General features: G+C 62.2%; 21 protein-coding genes and 1 tRNA gene. 14 read left to right on the top strand and 8 right to left on the bottom strand.

Features of this window, described 5'->3' with window-relative positions:
- Positions 1–139: 139 nt before the first annotated feature.
- Complete coding sequence (locus V5738_RS14520; protein WP_423821533.1) at positions 140–742, top strand: exopolysaccharide biosynthesis protein; 603 nt, start codon at positions 140–142, stop codon at positions 740–742.
- A gap of 13 nt (positions 743–755) precedes the next feature.
- Here V5738_RS14520 and nei read toward each other — a convergent pair whose 3' ends face one another.
- The gene (gene nei / locus V5738_RS14515) at positions 756–1,595 is read right to left on the bottom strand and encodes an endonuclease VIII (RefSeq protein WP_423821532.1); all 840 of its coding nucleotides are present in this window, start codon (positions 1,593–1,595) and stop codon (positions 756–758) included.
- Positions 1,596–1,716: 121 nt separating this feature from the next.
- Here nei and V5738_RS14510 point away from each other — a divergent pair, with 121 nt between their 5' ends.
- Positions 1,717–2,343: a YceI family protein gene (locus V5738_RS14510; protein ID WP_423821531.1), complete on the top strand. Its 627-nt coding sequence runs from the start codon at positions 1,717–1,719 to the stop codon at positions 2,341–2,343.
- A 348-nt stretch (positions 2,344–2,691) separates the two neighbouring features.
- Here the strand turns inward: V5738_RS14510 and V5738_RS14505 are convergent, their stop codons facing one another.
- The gene (locus V5738_RS14505) at positions 2,692–3,267 is read right to left on the bottom strand and encodes a cysteine hydrolase family protein (RefSeq protein WP_423821530.1); all 576 of its coding nucleotides are present in this window, start codon (positions 3,265–3,267) and stop codon (positions 2,692–2,694) included.
- A 92-nt stretch (positions 3,268–3,359) separates the two neighbouring features.
- Positions 3,360–5,240, bottom strand: coding sequence for an ATP-binding cassette domain-containing protein (locus V5738_RS14500; RefSeq protein WP_423821529.1), 1,881 nt, complete (start codon positions 5,238–5,240; stop codon positions 3,360–3,362).
- Between the two features lie 129 nt (positions 5,241–5,369).
- Between V5738_RS14500 and V5738_RS14495 the strand changes: the two genes are divergently transcribed.
- The 7 genes from V5738_RS14495 to V5738_RS14465 all read left to right on the top strand — a co-directional run bounded on the left by V5738_RS14495 (position 5,370) and on the right by V5738_RS14465 (position 12,529).
- Entirely contained in the window at positions 5,370–6,761 is a 1,392-nt protein-coding gene (locus tag V5738_RS14495) for a DNA recombination protein RmuC (RefSeq protein ID WP_423821528.1), read from the top strand.
- Entirely contained in the window at positions 6,758–7,867 is a 1,110-nt protein-coding gene (gene moeB, locus V5738_RS14490) for a molybdopterin-synthase adenylyltransferase MoeB (RefSeq protein ID WP_423821527.1), read from the top strand. Before V5738_RS14495 ends, moeB begins: the two co-directional genes overlap by 4 nt.
- Positions 7,868–8,483: 616 nt before the next feature.
- Positions 8,484–10,199 carry a carbon starvation CstA family protein gene (locus V5738_RS14485; protein WP_423821526.1) on the top strand — a complete coding sequence of 572 codons (1,716 nt, stop codon included), beginning with the start codon at positions 8,484–8,486 and terminating at the stop codon, positions 10,197–10,199.
- A 17-nt stretch (positions 10,200–10,216) separates the two neighbouring features.
- On the top strand, positions 10,217–10,621 hold the full coding sequence (locus V5738_RS14480; RefSeq protein ID WP_423821525.1) for a hypothetical protein: 405 nt from the start codon (positions 10,217–10,219) through the stop codon (positions 10,619–10,621).
- A gap of 19 nt (positions 10,622–10,640) precedes the next feature.
- Positions 10,641–10,922 carry a cory-CC-star protein gene (locus tag V5738_RS14475; protein WP_423821524.1) on the top strand — a complete coding sequence of 94 codons (282 nt, stop codon included), beginning with the start codon at positions 10,641–10,643 and terminating at the stop codon, positions 10,920–10,922.
- A 4-nt stretch (positions 10,923–10,926) separates the two neighbouring features.
- Positions 10,927–11,898 (top strand): ArsA family ATPase, encoded by a 972-nt coding sequence (locus tag V5738_RS14470; protein WP_423821523.1) that lies wholly within the window; start codon positions 10,927–10,929, stop codon positions 11,896–11,898.
- Positions 11,899–11,962: 64 nt separating this feature from the next.
- Positions 11,963–12,529 carry a hypothetical protein gene (locus V5738_RS14465; protein ID WP_423821522.1) on the top strand — a complete coding sequence of 189 codons (567 nt, stop codon included), beginning with the start codon at positions 11,963–11,965 and terminating at the stop codon, positions 12,527–12,529.
- A 20-nt stretch (positions 12,530–12,549) separates the two neighbouring features.
- Here V5738_RS14465 and V5738_RS14460 read toward each other — a convergent pair.
- Positions 12,550–12,625 (bottom strand) — tRNA-Gly (locus tag V5738_RS14460).
- 654 nt (positions 12,626–13,279) lie between these two features.
- On the opposite strand from V5738_RS14460, the gene V5738_RS14455 reads away from it, so the two are divergent.
- The 5 genes from V5738_RS14455 (at position 13,280) to V5738_RS14435 (ending at position 20,756) form a co-directional block, all read left to right on the top strand.
- Positions 13,280–14,662 (top strand): purine-cytosine permease family protein, encoded by a 1,383-nt coding sequence (locus V5738_RS14455; protein ID WP_423821521.1) that lies wholly within the window; start codon positions 13,280–13,282, stop codon positions 14,660–14,662.
- 23 nt (positions 14,663–14,685) lie between these two features.
- Complete coding sequence (locus V5738_RS14450; RefSeq protein WP_423821520.1) at positions 14,686–16,305, top strand: GMC family oxidoreductase; 1,620 nt, start codon at positions 14,686–14,688, stop codon at positions 16,303–16,305.
- Positions 16,306–16,425: 120 nt separating this feature from the next.
- Positions 16,426–17,928, top strand: coding sequence for an aldehyde dehydrogenase (locus V5738_RS14445; protein WP_423821519.1), 1,503 nt, complete (start codon positions 16,426–16,428; stop codon positions 17,926–17,928).
- A 510-nt stretch (positions 17,929–18,438) separates the two neighbouring features.
- On the top strand, positions 18,439–19,332 hold the full coding sequence (locus V5738_RS14440) for a TIGR01777 family oxidoreductase (RefSeq protein WP_423821518.1): 894 nt from the start codon (positions 18,439–18,441) through the stop codon (positions 19,330–19,332).
- Positions 19,333–19,334: 2 nt separating this feature from the next.
- On the top strand, positions 19,335–20,756 hold the full coding sequence (locus V5738_RS14435; protein WP_423821517.1) for an FAD-binding oxidoreductase: 1,422 nt from the start codon (positions 19,335–19,337) through the stop codon (positions 20,754–20,756).
- Positions 20,757–21,309: 553 nt separating this feature from the next.
- Here V5738_RS14435 and nuoN read toward each other — a convergent pair.
- The 4 genes from nuoN to nuoK are packed head-to-tail and all read right to left on the bottom strand — an operon-like array spanning position 21,310 to position 26,480.
- Positions 21,310–22,767 (bottom strand): NADH-quinone oxidoreductase subunit NuoN, encoded by a 1,458-nt coding sequence (gene nuoN, locus V5738_RS14430; RefSeq protein ID WP_423821516.1) that lies wholly within the window; start codon positions 22,765–22,767, stop codon positions 21,310–21,312.
- A 12-nt stretch (positions 22,768–22,779) separates the two neighbouring features.
- A complete protein-coding gene (gene nuoM, locus V5738_RS14425) occupies positions 22,780–24,312 on the bottom strand; it encodes an NADH-quinone oxidoreductase subunit M (RefSeq protein WP_423821515.1) in 1,533 nt (510 codons plus the stop codon).
- Between the two features lie 12 nt (positions 24,313–24,324).
- The gene (gene nuoL / locus V5738_RS14420) at positions 24,325–26,175 is read right to left on the bottom strand and encodes an NADH-quinone oxidoreductase subunit L (RefSeq protein ID WP_423821514.1); all 1,851 of its coding nucleotides are present in this window, start codon (positions 26,173–26,175) and stop codon (positions 24,325–24,327) included.
- Positions 26,172–26,480 carry an NADH-quinone oxidoreductase subunit NuoK gene (gene nuoK / locus V5738_RS14415; RefSeq protein WP_423821513.1) on the bottom strand — a complete coding sequence of 103 codons (309 nt, stop codon included), beginning with the start codon at positions 26,478–26,480 and terminating at the stop codon, positions 26,172–26,174. Before nuoK ends, nuoL begins: the two co-directional genes overlap by 4 nt.
- Between the last annotated feature and the right edge of the window lies 1 nt (position 26,481).

Here is a 26,481-nt window from a genome sequence, read left to right as displayed (position 1 = left end):
TGCTCTGCTCGATCGCGGCTCAGGCGGTCGTCGCCGGTTTCTGGGGTTGCCAGATCGTGGCAAGCGCGAAGGCATGAGGTGGTCGTCGTTGGGCCATAAACGGGTTTCATGGGCAGCCGAGCGTGGTACCGTTTGCCGCTTGATACGACAACCGGTGGCGCGGGTGGAACGCGGCATCACGCTCACAGCACTGCTGGAAATGCTTGAATCCAGCGGCGACAGCGATCAACTCAACATGGGGGAGGTGCTGGCCACCATTGGCGAGCGCGGCTATGCGCCGTTGACTCTCATGCTGTCGTTGATCGCTATTTTGCCGACCGGCGCGGTACCCGGTGTACCCACCGTCTGCGGCATCTCGATCGTGCTGATCTCGAGTCAGCTCGTGCTCGGCAAGCGCAGCCCCTGGCTGCCGAAAAAACTGCGCCAGATGTCGATCAGTCGCGCCCGGTATATCCAGGTGGCCAAACGGATTCGGCCCTGGACCAAGCGGCTCGATCGGCTGGTCAAGCCGCGGCTGCAATGGCTCGTGGAAGGCCCGGCGGCGCGCCTGATTGGCTTGTTGTTCGTGGTGTTGGCTCTGTGCATGCCGCCGTTGGAAATCCTGCCGTTTGCCGCGGCCGCGCCCGGCGGCGGCATTGCGCTGATCAGCCTGGGGCTGGCTGGCCGCGACGGTCTGTGGGTGATTCTCGGCTTGCTCCCGGCGGCTTTCGGCGGCTGGCTGGTCTACGGGCTGATCGCCTGAGCGCGAGTTCGACTCAGGCGCCCGCCTGGCAGTGGGGGCAGTAGTACAGCCGGCGGCTGGCGACCGTGATCTTGATGATGGCGCTGGCGCAGACATAGCAGCCCGCGCCAGCCCGGCCGAACACCATATGCCGGCGCCGACCGAAGGACAGGCCTTCGGCTTTCAGGCGTTCGGCGCGCTCTGGCGGATTGGTGATGCCCTTGGTGGTATAGGCACGATGGATCAAGCGAGTCACGGCCTCGGCGAGCTCCTGGCGCTTTTGATTGTCGAGATCCCGGGGCCGCTGTTTCGGCGCGATGCCGGCTTCGAACAGAATTTCCGAGCGCAGATAATTGCCGATGCCGGCAATAAAGCCCTGTTCCAATAACAGACCGCCCAACCCACGTCCGGCAAAGCGGGCTGCCGAGAACCGCTCGACGAGGTCGTCCGCGCATACGCGCTCGTTGAGCGGGTCGGGCCCGAGGTTGGCCAGATAGGGGATCTCGTTCAGCGCGTCGGGGCGCACGAGGCGGATGTCCGAAGCACTGTACAGACGGGCTGCCTTGTCGTTGGTGAATACCGCGAAACGCAGCTGGCGCCGGGTATTGGGCGTAGTGCTGGCCCGGGTGATCCGCCACTTGCCGTAAAGCTGGTTATGGCTGTAGACACACCATGGGCCATCGTCGCCGCGGGCAGCGAAAAACACCAGCACCGCTTTGCCCCTTGCAGCGACCGCGGTGATCCGGCGCCCGGCTAGGGCAGTCTCATAGCTTTTGAAGCGTTCGAAGGCGAAAAACACCTGTTGGGCGTCGCGGTCATCGATGGCGCCGGCAATATCGTCGACCATCCGGCGTATTTCCGGGCCTTCGGGCATGAATCCAAGAATATGATTGCTGGCGGTATTCTACGCGGGCCCCGCGGTTGCAGACGGAGGGCGTGGTATAACTTGCGATTTGTGATTTAGACCGGCGTCAACACGCCTTTGGGAGCAATCGATGAGTAGACGAGCCATTGCCGTAAGTCTGACGGCCACCGCGCTGGGGCTGTCGGGCCTGGCGGTCGCGAATGCGGCCGAGACCGACTTGCACCCCGGTGACTACAAGCTCGACCCGAGCCACAGCTATGCGCATTTCGAGATCGATCATATGGGATTGTCGACCATGCATGGCCGCATGGACGTACAGGACGGCCATATTCGGATCGGCGAATCGCTATCGACGAGCCAGGTCAAAGTCAGCCTGGACCCGTCCAGTGTCGATACCGGTGACGATGCCCGCGATCAGCATCTGCGCGAGATGCCGGGCTTTTTCGACGTCGAGAAATATCCGAAGATCCAGTTCGAATCGACAGCCCTCGAGATCGACGACGACGATCCGAGCGAGGCCACGCTCGAAGGCCGACTCACGCTGCACGGCCAGACCCGGCCGGTGACCCTCGACGTCGATCATATCGCCTGCCGGGTCAACCCGCTGGATAAAAGCCGCTACACCTGTGGCTTTACTGCGAGTACCGAAATCCAGCGCAGCGATTTCGGCATGAATGCCTATCCGAAGTTGGTCGGCGATCGGGTCGAGCTGGCGATCGAGGTTGAAGCGAACAAGCCCGCCGAAACCGATTCGTAGCTGGGCGGCCGGGACTGGCCGGTGGGCCCCGGCGATCGGCGTCCCGGACGTCAGCTCGAACTATTCGCGCCAGAAGTGATCGGCGCGCGTTCTCGCTTGTGGCAACACGCGTGGTTGGCGCTGGCCAGATCTTAGTCCCTCGATTTGGCCGGGGTAGACAGCCGCGGCTCGGGCGCGGCCCGCCGGTTTACGACGTGCGGTCAACACGGCGAGTGCGCTCCGGTCTCGAAAGCGCCAGCATTAGCGCCGAATTCGGTCGGGGCTTTGGGCGCCGGTCAGCTAAGGCAAGGCCATAGCGGCAGTATAAATCCACGCGGCCGGCGCTTGAGAGCACCGGCCGCAAACGGGCTAGAGAGTGCCGGTGGTGACGATATCGCCAATGCGCGATAGCTGGTTGATCGAGGCCTTGTGGTCCTCGATGTCGTCGGTGGCACAGGCATCTTCAATCACGCGAATCCGGAAATCGCGATCGTGGCCGTCTCGGGCAGTCGACTGCACGGCCCAGCTCGTGGAGACCCCGCACAGATAGAGCGTGTCGATGGCATTGGCCCGCAGTACGGCTTCCAGCGGGGTCGCATAGAAGGCATTGACCCGTGGTTTTTCGACCACGAACTCGCGTTCGGCATTGGCCGGCGTCGCATCCAGGTTCTCGTGGAACTCCGTGCCCCAGGTGCCGAGCTGCAGCACGCCGTTGTCCTTGGCTGCGCCGAACAGCGGCGAATGCTTCGGGCACTCGGTATAGCCGGGGCCGAAGCCTACCTTGACCAGCACCACCAGCCAGTCGTTGGCGCGGGCATGGGCGAGTGCGGTATTGGCGTTGTCGATCACACCGCGCTCGGCGACCTGGGCGGCTGCACCGGCCATCGGGCTGTCCGGATGCACGATGTCGTTGATGAAATCCAGGGCGATCAGGGCGGTGCTCATGGCGATTTCCATAACGGTTGAGATACGGCACCTTAGCAGCTGCACCCGGTGGGTCGGTCAACCGGGTGCAGAGCCGCGATGAAGGCGCCTGTTCAGCTCTGCTTGGCTTCGAGGGCCTCCCAGCGCTCCAGCGCCTTTTCGAGCTCGGATTCGGCCGCCGCAAAGGCATTGGTGGCCTTTTCAATGTCGGCCGGCTCGCGATCGTAGAAGCCGGGCTCGGCGAACACCGCTTCGCGCTTGGCCAGATCCTTTTCCAGCTTGTCGATCCGGTTGGGCAGATCGCGCAGTTCCTTGCGCTCGGCGCTCGATAGTGCGGTTTCGGTTTTCGGCTTGGCTGTCGCTGCGGCGGCAGGCCTGTCTTTTTTCGGCGCCCTGGGCGCCGGATCAGCCGGGCGCTGGCGCAGATAGTCCGAATAGCCGCCGACGTATTCGTTGACCCGGCCGTCGCCTTCCATGACCAGCGAACTGGTCACGACGTTGTCGATAAAGGCCCGGTCATGGGAGACGAGCAGCAGCGTGCCGTCGAAATCGATCAGCCGTTCTTCGAGCAGTTCCAGGGTTTCGACGTCCAGATCGTTGGTCGGTTCGTCCATCACCAGCAGATTGGCCGGCCGGGTGAACAGCTTGGCCAGCAGCAGCCGGTTGCGTTCGCCGCCGGACAGCACATGCGTTGGGCTGCGGGCGCGCTTGGGCGAGAACAGGAAATCGCCCATATAGCTCATGATATGGCGATCCTGGCCGTTGATGGTCACCGACGAGCGGCCGCCGGCCACGTTGTCCAGTACGCTGATATTGTCGTCCAGCGCGGCCCGGTGCTGGTCGAAGTGGGCGATATCTAGATTGGTGCCGAGCTTGATCGTACCGGCATCCGGTTCGAGCTGGCCGAGCAGCAACCGGATCAGCGTGGTCTTGCCGGCACCGTTCGGGCCAATGATGCCGACCTTGTCGCCGCGCTGGATGGTCGTGGTCAGGTTATCCACGATCGGCTTGTCGTCCCAGGCATAGGACAGTTTTTCGGCCACGATCACGTTCTTGCCGGAGCGGGCAGCATCCTGGGTCACGATATTGGCGGTGCCGGTACGCTCGCGGCGCTGGGCGCGGTCGTTGCGCATCGCCTTGAGCGCCCGGACCCGGCCTTCGTTGCGGGTCCGCCGGGCCTTGATGCCCTGGCGGATCCAGGCTTCTTCCTGAGCCAGTTTCTTGTCGAACTCGGCGTTGGCTTTTTCCTCGTCGGCCAGCATCTTGTCTTTGCCTTCGAGGAATTTGTCGTAGTTTCCCGGCCAGGAGGTCAGCCGGCCACGATCCAGATCGATGATCCGGGTGGCCAGATTGCGCAGGAAGGCACGGTCGTGGGTGATGAACAGCAACGCGCCGTTCCAGTTCAGCAGCATCTCCTCGAGATGGGCGATGGCCGCGATATCCAGATGGTTGGTCGGCTCGTCGAGCAGCAACAGATCCGGGTCGCAGACCAGAGCCCGGGCCAACAGTACCCGGCGCTTCTGACCCCCCGAAAGCGCCTCGAAGTCGGCATCGGGATCGAGCTTGAGCCGCGACAGCGTGGCCTCGACCTGCTGGCCGAGCGTCCAGCCGTCCACGGCTTCCACCTGGGCCTGGGCCTTGGAAAACGCATCCATCACATCTTCGCCGGCCGACAGCCGAGCAGCCAGATCGTGGAAGCGAGCCACAGCGGTACCGGCGTCGCCGAGCCCGGCCGCGGCCACTTCATAGACGCTGCCGTGGGTGGCGGCGGGCACTTCCTGTTCCAGACGCGCGATGCGGATCCCTGGCTTGGCTTCGCGTTTGACGTGATCCGGCTCGATCTCACCGGAGACGATACGCATCAGCGTGGACTTGCCGGTGCCGTTGCGCCCGACCAGGGCGACCCGCTCACCGGCGGCGATCGACAGTTCGGCGTCGTCCAGCAGGGCGTCGACGCCATAGGCCAGACGGAGTTCACGAAGTTGCAGCAGCATGGGCGCTCGCAGTGGCATAAAACAGGGTGATCAGCCGGGCATTGTACGCCGGCCGGGGCCGGTTGTTGGCGCCAGCGTTACACTATGGGTTTATGTCTGCGGCCGTCCGGCTGCCTCAATCGGTCCGTCATGAATTCCGAGGCCTTATTCATCACCACTGTCGCGCTGGTGATCGGCGCTGCTTTGGGCGCGGTGTTCGCCACGCTGTCCGGGCGGGCGGCGCGCGCTGGTCTGGTGTCGAAACTCGACGCCCTGGAGCGTGATCACGACGCCCGGGGCGAGGCGCTGGATGACGCTCGGACCGAACTGGCGGCCGCCCACAGCGATAACGCACGCCTGGAAGAGCGCCTGGCCGCCGAGAAGGCGCATGCCGAAGACAAGCTCAAGACGGTGACCGAGGCCCGGGAACAACTCACCCAGCAGTTCAAAACCCTGTCCCAGGAAATTCTCGACGAAAAGAGCCGGGCGTTCACCGAATCCAGCAAGGCCAGCCTCGAGCCATTGATTAATCCGCTGCGCGAGCATATCGGCCGCTTTGAAAAACAGGTCAAGGAAGCCTACGACGCCGAAAACCGGCAACGCTCGGCGCTGGCCCAGCAGATCAAGATGCTGGAAGAATCCAACAAGGCGATCGCCGAGGATGCGACCAATCTCACCAAGGCGCTGCGGGGCGAATCCAAGACCCAGGGCAACTGGGGCGAAATGATACTGGAGACGGTATTGGAACGCTCCGGGCTCGAGTCGGGCAGCCAGTATGAAACCCAGTTCGCGGCCACCACCGAGGATGGGCGTCGCCAGTTGCCGGATGCGGTGGTGCATCTGCCGGAATCGCGCTCGCTGGTGATCGATTCCAAGGTCTCGTTGACCGCCTATTTGCGGGTCCAGGAAGCCGAGGACGAAGACGCCCGCCGGATCGCTCTGAACGAGCATATCGGCTCCGTGCGCCGGCATCTCAAAGGTCTGTCGGAAAAGAACTACCAGGGGATCGATGCGATCCGGACCCTGGATTATGTGTTTATGTTCATTCCCTCCGAGGCCGCCTATGTCGAAGCCCTGCGCGGCGATTTCGGGCTGCAGCGCGAAGCGCTCGATTACAATATCGCCCTGGTCTCGCCGACCACGCTGATGCCGATGCTGCGGGCAGTAGAAAACCTCTGGCGGCTGGATAAACAAGAAAAAAACGCCGAGGCGATCGCGGCTCGGGCCGGCACGCTCTACGACAAGTTCGTCGGTTTCCTGGGCGATCTGGATAAGGTCTCGCGCAATCTGGATACCGTGAACAAATCCTTCGACGATGCCCGCAGCAAGCTGGTCGACGGACGTGGCAATCTGGTGCGCCAAGCCGAGATGCTAAGAGCGATGGGGGCCAATACTTCCAAGACCGCGCCCAAGCAGTGGCGCGAGCAATCCCAACTCGGTGCCGACCGGGCCGCGGCCAGCGAAGACGGCGGCGACGAAACCGGTCTCGACGCGCTGGATTCCGCCGAGAACGAGCGGCTCGAGGAGGGCCGAAGCTCATGAGTGTGTCTATTCGTGAACGTTTGGCCGCGCTGCGCGACGCGATTCCGCCGCTGGATCCGGTCGAGGCCCAGCGGCTAGCCGAGGCCGGCGCCTGGCTGATCGATATTCGCGAAGCCGACGAGATTGCCCAGGGCACCCCGGTCGGTGCCAAGCCGCTCGGCCGCGGTTTTTTGGAAATGCGGCTGGAATCCGAAGGTGCGGGCGCCGAGGACGCGATCCTGCTGCTGTGTGCCTCCGGGGCGCGCTCGCTGCTGGCCGCCGATCAGCTGCGCCAGCTCGGCTATACCGATGTGCGCTCGGTAGCCGGCGGCTTCGACGGCTGGAAAGACGCCGGCCTGGCCTTCGAGACGCCGGCCATGCTCGAGGCCTCCGACCGGGCCCGCTATGCCCGCCAGCTGACCCTGCCGGAAGTCGGCGAGGTGGGGCAAACTAAACTGCGCGATGCCCGAGTGCTGGTGATTGGCGCCGGCGGACTGGGCAGCCCGGCAGCACTGTATCTGGCCGCAGCCGGCATCGGGCGGCTGTCGATCGTCGATCACGACACCGTCGATCGTTCCAATCTGCATCGCCAGATCCTGCATCGCGATGCCAGCGTCGGCCAGCCCAAGGTTCGCTCGGCCCAAGCCACGCTGACGGCCCTCAATCCGGCGATCGAAGTCGTGCCGATCGAGGCCCGGGTAAGCGCCGACAATGCTGCCGAACTGGTCGCCGGCCACGATTTGGTGATCGACGGCTCGGATAATTTTACTGCCCGCTATGCGATCAACGATGCCTGTGTCGCGGCAGGTATTCCATTGGTCTATGGCGCGGTCGAGCGCTTTACCGGCCAGGTGGGCGTGTTTCCGGCCGGCGGTCAGCCTTGTTATCGCTGTCTGTTCGCCGAAGCGCCCCCGGAAGGCTCGGCCCCGACCTGTGCCGAGGCCGGTGTACTTGGCGCCGTGCCCGGACTGATCGGCACGCTGCAGGCGCTGGAGGCGATCAAACTCCTCGTCGGCATGAACGACACGCTGGTCGGCAAGCTGTTGAGTGTGGATCTACGAACCCAGCGCTGGCGAACATTAACCCTGCCAGCCCATTCGAACTGCGCGGCCTGCGGCGCCCGATAGCGGCGGACCTCGCCGGTCCTACGACACACGATATGCGGCGCGTTCGGCAGTGCCTGCGGGTGGTCGTTCGGTGATGGATTCAAAGGCGGCGGGCTTGCGAATCGACAGCAACGGCTGTCGTAGCCTCGAGTCGAGGCATCGCGGTCTTTGCGTCGTCTTTTCACTTCATAGGCCCGCCACGCCGGATCGCGATAACAACCGTTTTCGCTCCGACCGATAAAGGCCGGCCTCGGAACTCGGCTCAGCCGCGGCACGCGGGCCTGCTTGGTCTGGATTGCAGTATGCCGCGATCGGCTGGCTGACGTAGCAGCGCCAACGCGACGTCAGCCGAGCGCCTCAGGCAGTCGCTGACGCATGGCTAAAGGCCAGCTGCCCTGAAACCGAGTCATTCATTTCCGGCGGCATTGCCGCAGGCTGGATCGCACCGTATCGACAACTGTTTGCCGGTGGTGCCGAACCTGCTGTTCGCGCACCGGGCGCCGCTGGCGCTTACTCCAAACCCATACCCGTGGCGCGCTCGACAAGACCGACATTAGTCGACTGTCGGTGGGGCGATCGCGGTTGCTAGGCTAGCCCGTTGCACTACCGACCGTCCCCCTTCGTCGCGGAGTAGCAGATGCCGGCTTTCTATCTGATCGTGATCGCGCTTGGCGCGTTCTATCTAGGTTATCGATTCTATTCGAGGTATCTGGCCGAGAAGGTCTATGCGCTCGATCCGAAGTTCCAGACGCCAGCGCACAGCATGCGCGACGGGGTGGACTTCGTGCCCACCAATAAATCGATCCTGCTCGGACACCATTTCACGTCGGTCGCCGGGGCCGCGCCGATCGTGGGGCCTGCGATTGCGGTCTATTGGGGGTGGCTGCCGGCGCTGACCTGGGTGGTGCTCGGCACTGTGTTCGCGGCCGGCGTACACGATTTCGGCTCGATCGTGGTCTCGGCCCGCAATCGTGGCCAGAATATCGGCACGTTGTCCGGTAAGGTCGTGACCGCCCGCGCCAGTACGCTGTTTCTGCTGATCATCTTCTTCCTGCTGACACTGGTGAACGCAGTGTTCGGGGTGGTGATGGCGATTCTGTTCCAATCCCATCCGGGCGCGGTGATCCCGGCGCTGGTGGTGATCCCGATCGCGATCTTTATCGGCCAATGGGCTTATCGCCAGGGCCGGGCGATTTTGATTCCATCGCTGATTGGCCTGCTGATTCTGTATGCCTCGATCCCGGTCGGTCAGGCCTTCCCGATCCATGTCGACGGTCTGGCCGATTTAATCGGCCTGTCCAATCGCACCACCTGGATCGTGCTGATCTTTGCCTATACCTGGATCGCCTCGCGGCTGCCGGTCTGGATTTTGTTGCAGCCACGCGACTACATCAACGGCCAGCAGTTAATCGTCGCACTGGTGGTGATCTTTCTCGGCGTGCTGGTTGGCTGGGACCATATCGCGGCACCGGCGGTCAACGGCAATATCGCCGCGGATTCGCCGCACTGGTTCCCGTATCTGTTTATTACCATCGCCTGTGGGGCGATCTCGGGCTTCCATTGCATGGTGGCCTCGGGGACGACGTCCAAGCAGCTCGATAACGAAACCGATGCCCGCTATGTCGGCTACGGCGGCGCTTTGGGCGAGGGGGCGCTGGCCCTGGCTGCGATTCTGGCCTGTACCGCCGGGCTGGGTGCCTCAAGCGACTGGGCGGCGGCCTACAGCGACTATGGTGCAGCGTCGGGCGGGGCGCTTGGCCACTTCGTAACCGGCACCGGCCATTTCGTTGCCAATCTCGGGATCCCGGCCAGCCTCGGCGCCACCTTTGCTGTAGTCGTGGTGGTGACCTTCGCCGGGACCACGATGGATACCGGCGTGCGCCTGCAGCGTTATATCCTGCAGGAGATCGGTGAACTGGCCGGTTTCAAGGCGCTGGTCGGACGCGTGAATCTGCTGACCACATTGGCTGTGCTGATTCCGCTTGGCCTAGCGCTGGTGCCGGGGGGCGAGGATGCTGGCGGCAAGGGCTTTGCCTTTGGCCATCTGTGGACATTGTTCGGTACCACCAACCAGCTGACTGCCGGTCTGGCGCTGTCGGTGATCGGGGTATGGGTCATGGCGCGCAACCGTAATCCGCTGGCCGCGCTCATCCCGCTGGTGTTTTTATTGTTCATGACCACTTGGGCGCTGCTGCAAAACATCGGCGATTTCTTTACCAAGGGCGACTGGCTGCTGCTGGCGCTGGATGCCGCGATCTTCGTGCTCGCGGCTTGGCTTGTGGTCGAGGCGTTCACGGCCTTTAATCGCGAACGCCAGCGGATTCGCAACGGCGGCGCCGCAGAACGCTCGTGATCGGTGCAGGACAGCAATTGCTGCTCGTTCGCGAGCAGGATGCCCAGCACAGCGGCTCCGGCTGCTGTGGTCGGCTGGGCGAGGCCCATACCCGTTTCGGCGGCGCAGCCGACTACGGCCATACACGTGCAGTCATGGACCGCCTGGGCGTGGTCTATCGCGAGCTGGCCGAACAGGCACCCGGGCTGGAGTTGATCGTGGTCGATCCGCGCAACACGGTGTGGCTGTATCCAGCGCTCTGGCGGGCTGCGCGAGCCCGCGGCGCCGGTGTGATCGCGACGCTGCGCACGCTGGCTCAGGCGGGTGCGCCGGCGGCTGTCGTGCTCGATGGCGACACCCTGTGTTCGGGCCATCTGCCCGAGCCCGAGCAGATCGTGGCCATGGTCTTGGCGCGGCTTGACCGGCCGGTTGCGGCGGCCTGAATCTGGCATAGTCGAGGTTATGTCCGACGAGCAATCTGGTAACCGCGTCCAGCGTCTCTGGCAGCGCGTTAACGATTATCACGACGAGCTGTTCATGGCGCCCTGGCGATCAGGGATCGCACGCGAGGCCCGTAATGAAGAAGACGTGCTCGTGGCACTGCTGTTTCTGGAAGCGCTCGGCATTCCCGGCCCGGCCGACTACTATGCGCTCGAGCTCTACCCGGATCTGATCGAGGCTTTTCATCATTGGCACCAGCGCATGGGTATGGAGACGTTCCCGGAAGCCGGCGTCTGCTGCTAAGGCCATGACGAACGAACACGCTCACCTGCACGATGTGCCCACGCGCTTTTATCTGTTCGGCGGCAAGGGCGGGGTCGGCAAGACCACGCTGGCCTCGGCCCATGCCCTGCGGCTGGCAGCCGCCGGCCAGCGCACGCTGTTGGTCTCTACCGATCCGGCGCATTCGGTGGCCGATCTGCTGGAAACCGAGTTGGGCCCCGAACCGATGGCCGCGGGTGACAAGCTCTGGGCCATGGAAATCGACCCAGAGGCCGATGCCAGGGCCTATGTCGAGTCGATCCGCGAAGATGCCCGCGAGGCGGTATCGAAAGCGGTGTTACCGGCACTGGATCGCCATCTCGACCTGGCCGTGCAGGCTCCGGGTACGGCCGAATCGGCGCTGTTCGATCGCTTCACCCATCTCATGGACGCTGCCCCCGGCGAGTTCGACCGGATCGTGTTCGATACCGCGCCCACCGGCCATACCTTACGTCTGCTGACCTTGCCCTCGATGCTGTCGGCCTGGGTAGAGGGCCTGGCCAGCCAACGGGCCAAGGTCAACAAGCTCCAGGGGATGTGGCGGAGCATGGCGGGCGTGGCTGAATCGGATCGCGACGATCGAGTCTTGTCACGCCTGCGTCAGCGGGCCGATCGTTTTGCCCGGGCTCGTCATCGACTGCATGCCGAAACCGTGTTCCAGCCGGTGATGCTCGCCGAACGACTGCCGATTGAAGAGACCGCGCGGCTGATCGAACAGCTGGGAAGCGCCCACATTCCAATCGGCGATGTGTTCGTCAATCGGCTCTGGCCGGCCGATACCGACAGTGCCTTCGTGGCTGAACGGGTCGCCCAGCAGAACGAATATCTGGCCGAAATACGGACCCGTTTTGCCGATCACCGTCTTATCGAAGTCGCCCAGAGTGCGCGCGACATCGTCGGACGCGAGCAACTCGAGGCGTTGGCCGAACGGCTTCCGGCCGCGGCCGAACGCGACTGACTCGCTTGTCGATTCATAGCACAAGGCTGGCGGCCGGCGCGACCAGCGGCTAGCCTGTGCGCCCATGATGAATAGTGTTTGCTATGTCCCGGCGCGAATCGGGCGCGGTGCGCTCGCGATCGCTGTGATCGGACTGTTATTGCTCGCTAGCGGCTGTGCCGGCCTGCCGACTCAGAGCTTTGTTTCATCGACCGCTGAGCAGCCGCGTTACGACGGTTTTATGGCCTATGCGGCTTTCAGTGATCTGGGGGTCGAAGGCGCATTCGAAAGCGCTCTGTGTGATCGGCTGCACGATACTCGCCATGCCTGCGAGACCATGCTGGATGCGGCGCCGCCAACCCGCTCCCAAAATGCCGCCAGCCGCCACCGGGCCGCGCTCGCTAGTGGTGCCCAGGCCGTGATTCTGATCGAACTGGCAGACCCTGCGGCCACATCCCGGCGTATTTTGGCCGGGGGGCGGCCCGGTTATCGCATCAGTGTCGTCGATACGGCCAGCCAAGAGGTGATTGCACGTCTGGCGATCGAAGGAAAAAACGCTCGCCGACGGTCGGCAACAGCAAGAGCCAAGACGCTCGCCAAGGCCATCGTTGCGGCACTACGAGAGAATAAGCTGCTCAAATCGCGTGGCTAGCCAACCGGCGATAGAAAAGGTGGAGCGGCAGACGAGATTCGAACTCGCGACCTCGACCGTGGGAGGGTCGCGCTCTACCAACTGAGCTACTGCCGCACAGGGACTTGCATCACCGTCGGCAAATATTGGGGGAATTGGCGGGTTAAAGCAAGCACCCGGGCGACGATAGCGCCGTGTGTTGCAGGCGATCACCGTGCTCTCAATCGGCTTTCGCGCTGGCCGGCCAAAAACATATGATCCCCTCGGCCGAAACAGCGCGCGGCCGAGGCGCTGGCGATGCGCTTGCCCGGCGAAGCCCTTTAGGTCGCAATTTTACAGCTGGGCTCGGCGTTATCGGGTGGGCCTTGGACTCCGGCCACGGTTCACAGCGAAGGTATAAATAAGCGCTCAAGCCTAAGCCGCTGGCCTTGCCTGAACCCTGCGGAAGTGGTGTTGGATCAGAAAAACTAAACCAGTAATTAGCCTAATAATATTTTATCTGCTGCTCGCCCCCGGCTACCGTTGAATCGGTCCGCAGTCGGCACCTCGTTCAGTAAAAAATGGGCTGACAGAGGGGCGGGGAAAGACAAAAAAAATATAGGCGCATTCATAAGACGATGCGCAATACATATGAATAGCCGCGATAGAAAACCATTCTAAATCGTGGGCTTGGTCTGGGTGATTTCTCTCTCTAATTTCAGCCAATGTACGTTTAATCGGCTGAAGGGAGGTCCAAGGCGAGCCTTAAACTCAGTATCTTAGAGTTTGGTCATGAAAAAAGTCTTGGAAACCGAAACGATAGGGGTTATCCCTCCGCATAAACGACATGGCAAGCCCAGCGATCTATTCGCGGTTTGGGTCGGCGTGAATATGTTGTTGCTGACAGCGATTACCGGTGGCCTAGGAACTACGGTTTTCAATCTGCCGTTGGTGGATGCTTTCGTCGCCTTGTGCATTGGCTGCCTGGTCGGTGGCTTGGCGATGGCGCTGCATTCGGCCCAGGGGCCGCATTTGGGCGTTCCCCAAATGATCCAATCCCGTGGCCAGTTCGGCTCCTATGGTTCGTTCATCATCACGGTACTCGTGGTCGTGATCTATATGGGTTGGCTGGCGTCGAACCTGGTGGCCTCGGGGCTGGCTTTCAGCAATCTGGTGCCTGGTATGGCCACATGGCAGGGGATACTCCTGCTGACAGCGGCCAATGTTTTGGTCGTGATCTTCGGGTACCGGGCCATTCACTTCATGATGAAGGTCGGCGCGATCCTGGTTGGCCTTGGTTTCGTCTGGGCGATCGTCATGATCTTTTATGGCGGCCATGTCACTGCGGCTACATTCAGCCAGGGTGAGTTCACGATTGCCGGCTTCACCGGCACGGTTACGGCCGCTGCGCTGTGGGTCGTGGCCTTTGCCCCCTATGTCTCGGATTATTCCCGCTATCTGCCGCAGGGCACCGGTAATAAGCCGGCGTTCTGGGCGACTTATACCGGCGTGGTGATCGGCAGCATGCTGCCCATGACGTTCGGGATTCTGGTTGGCAGTTGTATCCAGGGCAATGACATCATCTCGGGGATCAGCTTGCTGCTGGGGCCGGCCGGCGCTTATTTGCTGTGGAGTGCGACCATCACCACGAGTTTCAGCAATGCCGTGAATCTTTACGGCGCGGTGCTGTGCTCGATCACTGCGGTCCAGACGTTCAAGGAAGATTTTATTCCCGGTGCGAAGGCCCGTACGTGGTATGCGATCGTGCTGGGCAGCATCGCCTTCGTGGTCGGCTATGCCGGACATGACAATTTCCTCAGCATGCTGATGAACGTCATCAGCCTGATCTTTTTCACCATAACGCCCTGGACGGCCGTCAATCTGGTCGATTATTACCTGGTCAAGGGGGGCTCCTACGATGTCGATTCTTTTTTCAAGCGAAACGGCGGCATCTACGGCAAATGGAGCATGCCGGCGCTGATCTCATATTTCGTGGGGCTGGCACTGCAGATTCCATTCCTCAAGACCGATCTCTACACCGGCCCGATGGTCGCACTGCTGGACGATACCGACGTGTCGTGGATCGTAGGGCTGGTGCTGACTTCCATCCTCTACTATCTGATCAGCTCGAAGCCGGGCCTGGGCGCCAGCGCTTCGTATTCGGTCTCGAAGTGATTTGAACCCAGGTGAGGCGAGCGATGAGTGAACAACGGGATACCTACGATTATGTGGTCATCGGCGGCGGCGCAGCCGGCTGCGTGCTGGCCAACCGTCTGAGCGAGAATCCGGCCAATCGGGTGTGCTTGCTCGAGGCCGGCGGCAGCGACAAGGCACCGCAGATTCATGTGCCGGCCGGCCTGTTGATGCTGTACGAGGACAAAAAGCGTAATTATCTGTTCGAAAGTCTGCCGCAGAAGCATATGAATGGCCGTCAGATCGGCTGTCCACGCGGAAAGATGCTGGGTGGCTCGAGCTCCATGAACAGCATGATCTATATCCGCGGCCAGAAAGAAGACTACGACGAATGGGCCGCGCTGGGCTGCACGGGTTGGGCTTTCGATGACGTGTTGCCGATTTTCAAGAAGCTGGAAAACAACGCCATCGGCCAGGACCGGCGCTATCACGGCACGGAAGGTGAGCTCGAGGTCAATCGACAGCGTGACCCGAACGGCATATCCGAATATTTCCTCCGGGCGGCCGAAGCCTGCGGTTATCCGCGCAATAGTGATTTCAACGGCGAGCGTCAGGAGGGCGTCGGACTGTACGATGTCACCCAGCACAACGGCCAGCGGCTGAGCAGCTATCGGGCTTTTTTGCACCCGGTGAGACAGCGCCCCAATCTGGATATTTTGACCGGCTGCGATGTGCGCAAACTCGAGATCGACGGGCCGCGTGTCACCGGGGTCACGCTTGAAACCGAGGGCCAGAGCAAGACCATCGCCTGTCGCGGCGAAGTGGTTCTGGCGGCCGGGGCGATCGGCTCACCACAGATCCTCATGGCCTCTGGCATTGGCGATCGCAGCGAGCTGGAGGACTGCGATGTGCCGGTCAAACAGCATCTGCCGTCGGTGGGCAAGAATCTCCAGGATCATGTCGATGTGCTGGTCACGACGCGTTCGGCCAGCCGCAAGTCGCTGGGCATTTCGCTGGGCACGCTTCCGGAATTGCTGATGGCGCCGTTTCGTTATCTGGCGCGTCGACTGGGTTTGTTGACGACCAACTATGTCGAAGCCGGGGGCTTCGTCCGCAGCGACGAAAGCCTGTCGCGGCCGGATCTGCAGTTTCATTTCGTGCCCGGTTATCGCAGCCATCGCGGCAAACTGGTGGAGTACGGGCATGGCTATGCGCTGCACACCTGCCTGCTGCGGCCGGAGAGCGCCGGTAGCGTGAAACTACGCAAGGACGGCCAGAAGAAGAACGTCGATATCGACTACAATTTCTTTGCCAGCCAAGCGGATCTGGATGCCATGGTCAAGGCGGTGCGAATCGCCCGCGGCATACTGTCTACCAGTGTGTTCGATCAGATTCGGGGGCGCGAGATGCTGCCCGGCCCCGAGGTCCAGTCGGATGCCGAAATCGCCGAGCATCTGAAGCAGTACTGCAACACGGTATTCCATCCGGTCGGCACCTGTCGCATGGGCGCCGACGATGAGTCCGTGGTTACGCCCGAGCTCAAGGTGCGTGGCCTGGCCAACCTGCGCGTGGCCGATGCGTCGATCATGCCGACCATCATCAGCGGCAATACCAACGCGCCGACCATGATGATCGCGGCCAAGGCCGCCCAGATGATGCTCGCCGAGCAGGGCGCGCGCGCCTAAAACCACGTCTTGGCAAACCGGACTGAGGTCGCGGCGTGCAGCCGCGACTGACTCGCCTCTATGCATGCCCGGGCCGGACCGTGGCTGGCCCAAGCATGCCGATCATAAAAGGAATCACCTATGGATCAGTGGACTGAAACCACGACCGCCGACTGGCATCGCCGTGCCGAGCAGCAGGCGTTCGACGGGCGTGCGTTCGTTGACGGACACCGGCACCAAACCGTGAACAAGAAAACCTTGACCAGCATCAATCCGGCGACCGGGGCCGCGCTGGTCGAGATTGCGGCCGCGGAAGCGGTCGATGTCGATCATGCCGTGGCGGTCGCTAAAGCGGCTTTTATGGATCGTCGCTGGACGGGCCAGAGCGCCGAAGCGCGCAAGAGTGTACTACTGAGGCTGGCAGATCTAGTTGAAGCGCATCGAGACGAGCTCGCGTTGCTCGACAGCCTGGAAATGGGCAAGCCGATCACCGAGGCCCTGTCGGTCGATGTGCCGGGTACGGCCGGCACTTTTCGCTGGTATGCCGAAGCGATCGACAAACAGGCCGACGAAATCCCATCGACCGCGCCGGGCTCGACGGCGCTGGTCACCCGCGAGCCGCTGGGCGTCGTGGCCGCGATCACGCCCTGGAACTATCCGCTGGAAATTGCGGCTTGGAAGATCGCGCCGGCACTGGCCATGGGCAACAGCGTGGTCCATAAACCGGCGCCCCAGGCCTCATTATCGGTACTGCGTCTGGCCGAGCTGGCGATCGAGGCGGGTCTGCCGGACGGGGTGCTCAATGTACTGCCCGGCGAGGCCGTGGTCGGGGAAGCCCTGGGCCGGCATCCTGATGTCGATGTGTTGAGCTTTACCGGTTCGACCGCCGTGGCCAAGCGGTTGCTCGAATATTCCGGCCAGTCGAACATGAAGCGGCTCAGCCTCGAAGCCGGGGGCAAAACCGCGAACGTGGTCTTTGCCGATACCGACGACCTCAAGCATGCTGCCGAAATGGCTGCGGCCGGGGCGTTCTACAATCTTGGCCAAGTCTGTTCAGCCAATTGCCGGTTGCTGGTCGAGCGTTCAATCCACGACGAGTTCATCGGCTTACTGTGCGAGGCGAGCCAAGCCTATGCCCCGGGCGATCCTCTGGATCCAAACAGCCGTACCGGTGCGCTGGTCAGTGATGCGCATGCGAGCAAGGTTCGGCAGGCGATCGAACAAGGCCGTGCCGATGGCCGCCTGTTGCATGGCGGCGGCCAGCCGAAGATCGACGGCGCGTCCGATGCCTTTCTTGAGCCGACCGTCATTGGCAATCTGCCCAGCGAGCATGCGCTGTTGCATGAAGAAATTTTCGGCCCGCTACTCACCGTCGAAGTGTTCGATAGCGAAGCCGAGGCCGTGCAACTGGCCAATCGCACGGTTTACGGACTGGCGGCGTCGCTCTGGACCGGGTCGCTGGCGCGTGCCCACCGTGTCTCGGCCGAACTGGTTGCCGGCACGGTATCGGTCAATACGGTCGATGCACTGGGCGTGACGACGCCGTTCGGAGGCTTCAAGCAATCTGGTTTTGGCCGCGATCTGTCGCTGCATGCATTGGAGACTTATTCGGCGCTCAAAACCACGTGGATTCAGTTTGGCTAAGAGATATCGCGCCGGTTCTCGCCCGGATCTGTTGTATCACTTGGTCGGACAGCCAGGCTTGCCGGGCAAGGGTCGCCTGATGCCGGCGAGCGGTGCGGTAGCAGTAGAACCGAAGAGCCCGGCCGATGACGACGATGAACGACGCGCCGATATAGCCACCGTCTGCTTTGCTCGTGCCCAAGGCAGGCCGTCGGCGAGTACCACGCCGGGCCGATTGACCGCGGCGCCCAGCCGTCGGTGCCACGATTGGGCCGGCAACGGCTGGCGCAGAACGGCGCGAGGTGGGCTGCTGCGCCTATTCGCCGTATCCGTTGGACCCGGGCGTTGGCCTCGGTGCGCCTTGTCGGGTGTCGGCGGTTGAAGGGCGGCGGCCCAGCGGCTCGAAACCGGCCTCGGTCGCCCGGCTCGCCGTATGCGCCGGGTCTGAAAGCCGCTTAATCTCGTAGGGTTGAATCAGGCACTCTAGAAGTTGGTGTCAGGTGGCATTTTCCCTGTTGAGAGCGGCGCACTATGAATAACGTACTGGTAACCGGCGGCACCGGCTTTATTGGCCGCCATTTGATCCCGGATCTGTTGGCCAGCGGCTGGCAGGTTGAGGTGCTGACGCGCAATGCTCGGCATGCGCGGGAGCGGCTGCCGGCCAGTGTCCGGCCGATCGAGTCGCTCGGCGAGGCCAGCGAGCCGCAGGTGGCCATCAATCTGGCCGGTGAGAATCTGGCCGCCGGCCGCTGGACCGAGCAGCGCAAGCGCGAGATGCGCGACAGTCGGCTGCGAATTACTCGTGATCTAGTCGCGTTTATCGGCGAATGTACGTCCAAACCCGAGGTGCTGATCAGCGGCTCGGCGGTGGGCTACTACGGCGCCCGCGGCGATGAAATTCTGGATGAGAGCAAGGCGCCGGCTGATGAGTTCCAGTCGCACCTGTGTGCCGATTGGGAAGCCGAAGCGCGTAAGGCTGAGGATTACGGGGTGCGGGTATGCCGGCTCCGGACCGGGATCGTACTGGGTGCGCGCGAGGGCGCGCTCGCGCAGATGATCACGCCGTTCAAACTGGGCGTGGGGGGGCGCTTTGGCTCCGGGCGCCAATACATGCCCTGGATTCATATCGACGACGAAGTCGGTGCGATCCGGTTTTTGATCGACAACGACCAAGCTTCGGGGCCGTTCAACCTGTCCGCGCCGAACCCGGTGAGCAACCGCGAGTTCACCAAAACCCTGGCGGGTGTACTCAATCGGCCCTCGTTTGCCTGGGTGCCCGGGCCCGTACTCAAGACCATGCTCGGCGAGATGGCGCATCTGCTACTGACCGGCCAGCGGGCGGTGCCGAGTGCGCTGGAAACCGCCGGTTACCGCTTCAAGTTCACCGAATTGAAGGCCGCACTCGACGATCTGGTTGGGCGTTGAGCATGGCATATGAGTTAGCTCTCATCGAAGCGCTGACCGAGGTGGTGGGCGCGGACCAGGTTCTGGTCCGCGACCGTGATATGGCGTCTTATCTCACCGAATGGCGGGGCGCTTTCGAGCCACGGGCGGCCGCGGTGGTACGACCGGGTAGCGTCGATGACGTAGCCCATGTTGTAGCCACCGCAGCCGCGCATAACGCAGCACTCGTGCCCCAGGCTGGCAATACCGGCACGGTAGGCGGTTCGGCAGCCGACGATCCACGCCGGCAGGTGGTGCTCAACCTCGAACGGCTCGATCAAGTACGCGAGATCGATGTGGCTAATGCCACGATGACGGTCGAAGCTGGCTGCACACTGGCCGATGCCCAACGCGCGGCCGAAGCCGCGGGCTTCTACCTGCCGATCCAGCTGGCCTCTCGTGAGCGGTGTTGTATCGGCGGTAACCTGGCGACCAACGCCGGCGGGCTGAATGTCGTCTATTACGGCAATACCCGCGATCTGGTGCTGGGGCTGGAAGTGGTATTGGCTGACGGCCGAGTCTGGGAGAACCTCAGTGGACTGCGGAAGGACAACAGTGGCTATGATCTCAACGATCTGTTCGTCGGTTCGGAAGGTACGCTCGGCATCATCACGGCGGCGGTACTGGAACTCGCCGATCCGCCGCAGCAGCGTGCCGTGGCGTTCTGCGCCTTAAACGATGTGGATGCCGCGGTGGCCTTGCAGTCGCAGCTGCGGCGTGCCACAGGGCAACACGTGGTGGGCTGTGAACTGATCTCGGCCCAGGCGCTTGATTTCGCCTGTGACTATGCCGAACAACTCGAAGTGCCGGTCACCCGGGAGATGCCCTGGTATCTATTGGTTGAAGTCGCGGTTTCGGCTCGCGGCGATTGGTTATGCACGATCTGCGACGACACGTTGGCCACGGCCGCAGCTGAGGGTGCGATCGTCGAATATCGACTAACCGACGATGCCACCGAGATGGATCGACTGTGGGCGCTCCGAACATCGATCCCACCAGCACAGACAGCGGCCGGGGCTTCGATCAAACACGATATCGCATTGCCGGTATCCAAGCTGCCGGCTTTCATCGCGGATGTGGTGCCGCGGCTGTACCAGCTCGTGCCCGAGATTCGTCCCTGTATTTTCGGCCATGTCGGTGACGGCAATCTGCACTTCAACCTCAGCCGGCCGCGGGCCATGAGCGATGCCGATTTCCGTACCTTCGAAGTGGAATTGCATCGACGGGTTCATGACCGGGTCGCCGCCATGCGGGGCTCGATCGCAGCCGAGCACGGCGTAGGGCGGCTCAAGGTCGATGAGATCGTGCGCCTCAAGCCGGCCGTGGAAATCGATATGCTGCGCGCAGTCAAAGCGGCTTTCGATCCGCATAATCGACTCAATCCCGGGGCTATGGTCCGGATCTGATGTTCGGCTCTTTGAGTTAGTGCGTCTTGCGACGAGGCGCTCTAGGGAGATCGAGGTTTTGTCCGGGCGCTGTGTTGCCGGCCCAAACCGTGACGCGCGAGGCACGAGCTGCCGGTTCGGGTTCTGGGCGTGCCACGATCAAGGCGTGAAACGCGGCCCGAAGCAGTTGGATTTGGGGCACAATCCTTCGGAAACGAAGCCTGTTGGGCCGCCATCCAGCGTTGCTGTTTTGCTGATGTTGGATGACGCTATGCTCGCGGCGCCTCGGCTTGCAGCTAAACAGACCTTGGCACGAACGCTCAGGAAGCCCTCTGTGCTCGACAGTCGGATCGGCGTAGAAGACAGGCGAGCCTCGGCCGGCTTGGCGTAGACACGTCCGAGACGCTGGGAGGCTTGGCTAGCAGCGCGGCCTGTAGGCTAAGCGGCCGTTGTCCGATCAATCCCGAATAGTCCTGCCGCCTGGGCAGGGCGGCGCTGTACAGCCCTGGTGTAGATAAAAAAAACGCCCGCGGATGCGGGCGTTTTTCGTACGGCGATGAACGAGGCGGTCGGGTCAGCCGATGCCGACGATGCTCGATGCGCCAACCATGTCGATCAGCCAGGTCGGATAGATACCGACGATGATCGTCGCCGCGGCCAGCAGCCAGATCACGACCGCGCCGGCGCTCTGGGCAAACCCACCGCTGACCGGCTCGCGAGCCGTGCTGGGCCGTTCCATGAATAGCAGAGCCATCACCCGCAGATAGTAGAACAGGCCGATGGCGCTGCCGATGATGATGGCCGCAACCAGCCACCAGAGCTGGCTGGCCATGGCGACCGACAGGATATAGAACTTGCCGATGAAGCCCATGGTCAGCGGGATGCCCGCCAGCGACAGCATCATGATGGCCATGGCTACTGCGAGCACCGGACGCTTCCAGTACAGGCCACGGTAGTGATCCAGATCGGCGGCGTCGCGGCCGTCGAACGGGCTGGAGATCAAGCTTACGATACCGAAGGCGCCGAGGGTGGTGCCCACATAGGTCGCGAGATAAACGCCTACAGCCTCCACCGACAGTTGGGTCCCGGCCACGATCGCGGTCAGCAGATAGCCGAGATGCGCAATCGAGGAATAGCCGAGCAGCCGCTTGATATTGGTCTGACGCAGTGCCAGCAGGTTGCCGGCGAACATCGACAAAAATGCGATGACGCCGATCAGCGTCAGCAGCCATTCGTTGTCGGTTACCGGCGCCAGAACAAAAAAGCGCATCAACAGAGCGAATACGGCTGCCTTGCTAACCGTGGCCAGGAAGGTAGCGACCGGTGCTGGCGCGCCTTCGTAAACGTCTGGTGTCCAGACGTGGAATGGCACCAGCGACAGTTTGAAGGTTAGGGCGACCAACATCATGCCAACGCCCATCAGGATCCAGGCGTGAGCTGTATCACCGAGTCCAACGGCAGCGATCAAACCTTCATAGGTGAGATGCCCCGAAGCGGCATACAACAGCGCCATGCCGAACAGGAGGAACGATGATGCCGCCCCCGAGAGGATCATGTACTTGAATCCGGCCTCGAGCGACATCCGCTCCCGGTAGGTGTAGGCGACCATGCCGTACAGCGGGACCGAGAGCATTTCCAGGCCAATGAACAGGGACGCGAAATGGCGGCTCGCGATCAACGCCATCGCGCCGAGCACCGACGAGGCCAGCAGGATATAGAACTCGTCGCAGTGATCGTCCAATCGAGACAGGTACGGATAGGCGAAGGTGCAGGTCGCCAAACCGGCCACCAGTACCACCGCCCAGAAAAACACCGCGTAGTTGTCGATGACGAACAGCGGCGTCACCTGAATCGGTGTGACCGCGAGCACGCCCAGCAGCGAGACCAGCGCCAGATTGAGACCGGCGACAGTGATGGCGGCCGCGGTGGTATGGCTGCGCTTGATAATAATCGCTGCGAACACGCCGATGATGGCGAGGCAGGCAAAAAGCGGCGGTAGTACCGCGACCAGTTGGTTCCAGGTGTCGTTCATGTCAGCTATCGCTTAACGTGCCGAGGAGGCGCTAAGCCCCGTGGCGAACCAGTGAGAGACTTCGGTCATGCTTGTCTGAGAGACCGAAAGCACAGTCTGCGGGAACAGACCGACGATCAGCGTGATCACGACCAGTGTCATCATGATGACGTACTCGCGCGCACTCATGCGGGCGATGGTGTCGTCGCTCGTCGGGGTGCCCCAGTACACCTGATGCATCAGGTACAACGCATAGACGGCAGCCAAGATCATGCCGCCCGAGGCGATCACCACGACCCACGGCCAGTCGCCGAAGGCGCCGAACAGAATCAGGAATTCGCCGACGAAGTTGGCGGTAGCCGGCATACCCAGAGTGGCAACCACGAACACCAGCGCAAAGCCGGGCAGGGCACCGAGACGGCCGAATAGCCCCCCGAGTTGACGCATGTCGCGGGTGCCCATGCGCTCGTAGAGCTGGCCCGAGAGAATGAACAGGGCCGCGGTCGAGATCGCCGAAGCTACCACCTGAATCATCACCCCCTGCAGGGCCAGCAGCGTGCCGGCATATAGCCCGATCAGCACGAAGCCCATATGCGAAATGCTGGCATAGGAGATCAGGCGTTTCATGTCGGTCTGGGCAAATGCCATAACCGCGCCGTAGTAAACACTGATCACACCCAGCGCCATCGCGATCGGTGCAAAGGCGGCCGAGGATTCGGGAAACAGCGGCAGGGCGAGTCGCAGAAAACCATAGGCCGCGGTCTTGACCAGGATCCCGGACAAATCAACCGCGCCCGAAGACGGCGAATTAGCCTGGGCATCGGCGAGCCAGCCGTGGAAAGGCACGGCCGGCAGTTTCACTGCAAAGGCAATGAAAAAGCCAAGCATGAGAACCATGCCGAGACTACCGCCGAGCTGGGTTTCGAGCAGAGCGTTGTAGTCGAAGGTCAGCACGCCGGTCTGGGCATAGTGGGTGAAGACCAGCCCCAGGATCGAGGCCAGCATCAGCAAGCCACTGGCCTGGGTATAGATGAAGAACTTCACCGCCGCCCGGACATTCGCGGCCCGCTCGTACTCGCCGTGGCCCCATAGGGCAATCAGGAAGTACATGGGGATCAGCATCAGTTCCCAGAAGAAGAAATACAGGAACAGATCGATCGCCAGGAAGATCCCGATCACGCCGCCGAGCGTCCACATGAGGTTCATGTGGTACATGCCAACCCGCTCGGTGACTTGGCTCCAGGAGCAGGCGACCGCCAGCATGCCCAGCACACTGGCCAGCAGCACCATGATCACCGACAGCCCGTCGATCGCCAGATGGAAGTCGATACCGAAGGGCGCGATCCAGGACGCACTGATCTCGCGTTGCCACTGCGGCGAGCCGCCGCCCAGGCCGGCCAGCGAATAGTCGCCAGTCGCCCATAGCCACAGCGCCGGAATGAACACCAGCAGCATGCTCGCGAACGCGATCAGGCGGGGTGCGCTACCACCGCGATCGCCGCGACCGACGAGCCAGCAGGCCGCGCCGCCGATGAAGGGGATAAATAATAGCCAGCAAAGGAGCATCGAATCGCCTTCTTATCCGAACATCAACACGGCCAACAACACGACCGCGCCGGCAAACATGACCATCGCGTACCAACGCAGCCGGCCACTCTGGACCGCCGACAGGCCGGTATTACCAACCGAGACCAGACCGGGTACTACGTTGACGATGGACTCGATCCAGTCGCGACGATGGCCGCGAGCGATCATGAGATAAGGCTGAACGAAGACCTTGTCGTACAGCCAGTCAAAGCCCAGAGCACCATTGAAAAAGTGCCAGGCTCTTTCGCCAGGACCTTGAGCCACCGCGCGCTTGATAAGCGAGCGACGGCCGAGAAACAGTGCCGCCGCGACGCCAAGCCCGACCAGGGCGACGATGCTGGAGATCACTTCGAAAACGATCTCGAGCCAGCCATGGCCTTCGACCGCGCCAGAGGGCAAGACCCCGTCCAGCGGCTGATAGATCAGCGCACCAACGAAGGTCGACAGCACCCCGAGCACCACCAGCGGTAGATGGTGCGGGATACCGTGGCCCGGGTGGGCATGAATCTTTTCCTCACCGTGGAAGACGATGAAGATCATGCGGAATGTATAGATCGACGTAATGAACGCGCCGACCAGGCCGAACAGCCACAGCCAGCCATGCCCGTTGGCGACCGCTTCCCAGAGAATGGCGTCCTTGGAATAGAAACCAGCGGTCACGATCGGCAGGGCCGCGAGTGCCGAGCCGCCGATGATCATCAGCCAGTAGTCTAGTTTCAGGGTCTTGCGTAGACCACCCATCTTGAAGATGTCCTGCTCATGATGACAGGCGATGATCACCGAACCCGCGGTCAGGAACAGCAGCGACTTGAAGAACGCATGGATCATCAGATGGAAGATCGCAGCCTGCCAGGCGCCTACGCCGAGGGCCAGGAACATGTAGCCGATCTGGCTCATGGTCGAATAGGCGATCACGCGTTTGATGTCGGTCTGGGCCGTGGCCGCCAAGCCGGCGATCAGCAGCGTGACGCCACCTACGACACCGACCAGCTCCTGAATCAGCGGCGCCAGTTCGAAAATGCCGTGCATACGAGCGATCAGATACACACCCGCGGTCACCATGGTGGCCGCGTGGATGAGCGCCGAGACCGGCGTGGGGCCGGCCATGGCATCGGCCAGCCAGGTTTGCAGGGGCAGCTGTGCGGACTTGCCGCAGGCGCCGAGCAGCAGTAGTACGGCGGCCACATTGGCCATCGGCTCGCCCTGGCTCCAGACCTGGGGTGCTTCATGCAGCAGGGTTTGGATGTTGAGGGTGCCGAAGACCGTATACAGCAGAAACAGGCCAATCGCCAGGAATACGTCACCAATGCGGGTAATGACGAAGGCCTTGAAAGCGGCCCAGGCGTTGGCCGGGGTCTTGTAGTAGTAGCCGATCAGCAGATAACTGCACAGGCCGACACCTTCCCAACCGAGGTACAGCAACAGCAGGTTGTCGCCGAGCACCAGCAGTAGCATGGCGACGATGAACAGGTTCATGTAGGCAAAGAAGCGGGCCATGCCCGGCGCGCCTTCCAGGTCATGCACCATGTACCAGGCTGCGAACAGGTGGATCAGGAAGCCGACCCCCGTAATCACGCCCAGCATGGTGATCGACAGCCCATCGAGATACAGGCCGAAGTTGACCTGGAAATCACCAACGGCGATCCATTGCCATAGCGTCTGTACAAACGGGTAGCCCCCGTTGGCACCCCAGAAGATCATCACGAGGGCAGTACAGGCTGCAGCCAGGCCGACCGAGCCGGCGCCGATGGTACGGGCCGGATTATCGGCCATCCGCGGGAACAGAGACAGCGCGATAGCGCCGGCAAGCGGAAAAATCAGGGTCAGAACTAGAAGACTCATCCGTGCATCTCGCTGGCTGCATCGATGTCGATCGTGCGGAAACGCTTGTACAGCTGAAGCAGCAGCCCCAGGCCAATAGAAGCCTCGGCGGCTGCCAGAGTGATGATCAGAATGAACATCACGTTACCGTCGGCGGCCTGCCAATGTGCACCGGCAACGATGAACGCCAGACCGGTGGCGTTGAGCATGATTTCTAGGCACATGAGAATGAACAGCGTATTGCGCCGTACCACCAGCCCGGTCAGGCCGGCGATGAACAGCAAGGCGGCCAGTCCCATGCCGTACTGGATCGGTAGTCCCGTCATT

The sequence above is a fragment of the Salinisphaera sp. SPP-AMP-43 genome, from assembly GCF_049568105.1.
In the GTDB taxonomy this organism is placed as follows: domain Bacteria; phylum Pseudomonadota; class Gammaproteobacteria; order Nevskiales; family Salinisphaeraceae; genus Salinisphaera.
Note: the sequence above shows the minus strand (reverse complement) of the source record. Positions and strands in the feature narration are given on the sequence as shown.

Excerpts from the sequence above, each read along its gene's own strand:
- nei (WP_423821532.1), bottom strand. The coding sequence starts at position 1,595 with ATGCCCGAAGGCCCGGAAATACGCCGGATGGTCGACGATATTGCCGGC.
- V5738_RS14510 (WP_423821531.1), top strand. The coding sequence starts at position 1,717 with ATGAGTAGACGAGCCATTGCCGTAAGTCTGACGGCCACCGCGCTGGGG.
- V5738_RS14505 (WP_423821530.1), bottom strand. The coding sequence starts at position 3,267 with ATGAGCACCGCCCTGATCGCCCTGGATTTCATCAACGACATCGTGCAT.
- V5738_RS14500 (WP_423821529.1), bottom strand. The coding sequence starts at position 5,240 with ATGCTGCTGCAACTTCGTGAACTCCGTCTGGCCTATGGCGTCGACGCC.
- V5738_RS14495 (WP_423821528.1), top strand. The coding sequence starts at position 5,370 with ATGAATTCCGAGGCCTTATTCATCACCACTGTCGCGCTGGTGATCGGC.
- moeB (WP_423821527.1), top strand. The coding sequence starts at position 6,758 with ATGAGTGTGTCTATTCGTGAACGTTTGGCCGCGCTGCGCGACGCGATT.
- V5738_RS14485 (WP_423821526.1), top strand. The coding sequence starts at position 8,484 with ATGCCGGCTTTCTATCTGATCGTGATCGCGCTTGGCGCGTTCTATCTA.
- V5738_RS14475 (WP_423821524.1), top strand. The coding sequence starts at position 10,641 with ATGTCCGACGAGCAATCTGGTAACCGCGTCCAGCGTCTCTGGCAGCGC.
- V5738_RS14470 (WP_423821523.1), top strand. The coding sequence starts at position 10,927 with ATGACGAACGAACACGCTCACCTGCACGATGTGCCCACGCGCTTTTAT.
- V5738_RS14465 (WP_423821522.1), top strand. The coding sequence starts at position 11,963 with ATGATGAATAGTGTTTGCTATGTCCCGGCGCGAATCGGGCGCGGTGCG.
- V5738_RS14455 (WP_423821521.1), top strand. The coding sequence starts at position 13,280 with ATGAAAAAAGTCTTGGAAACCGAAACGATAGGGGTTATCCCTCCGCAT.
- V5738_RS14450 (WP_423821520.1), top strand. The coding sequence starts at position 14,686 with ATGAGTGAACAACGGGATACCTACGATTATGTGGTCATCGGCGGCGGC.
- V5738_RS14445 (WP_423821519.1), top strand. The coding sequence starts at position 16,426 with ATGGATCAGTGGACTGAAACCACGACCGCCGACTGGCATCGCCGTGCC.
- V5738_RS14440 (WP_423821518.1), top strand. The coding sequence starts at position 18,439 with ATGAATAACGTACTGGTAACCGGCGGCACCGGCTTTATTGGCCGCCAT.
- V5738_RS14435 (WP_423821517.1), top strand. The coding sequence starts at position 19,335 with ATGGCATATGAGTTAGCTCTCATCGAAGCGCTGACCGAGGTGGTGGGC.
- nuoN (WP_423821516.1), bottom strand. The coding sequence starts at position 22,767 with ATGAACGACACCTGGAACCAACTGGTCGCGGTACTACCGCCGCTTTTT.
- nuoM (WP_423821515.1), bottom strand. The coding sequence starts at position 24,312 with ATGCTCCTTTGCTGGCTATTATTTATCCCCTTCATCGGCGGCGCGGCC.
- nuoL (WP_423821514.1), bottom strand. The coding sequence starts at position 26,175 with ATGAGTCTTCTAGTTCTGACCCTGATTTTTCCGCTTGCCGGCGCTATC.
- nuoK (WP_423821513.1), bottom strand. The coding sequence starts at position 26,480 with ATGACGGGACTACCGATCCAGTACGGCATGGGACTGGCCGCCTTGCTG.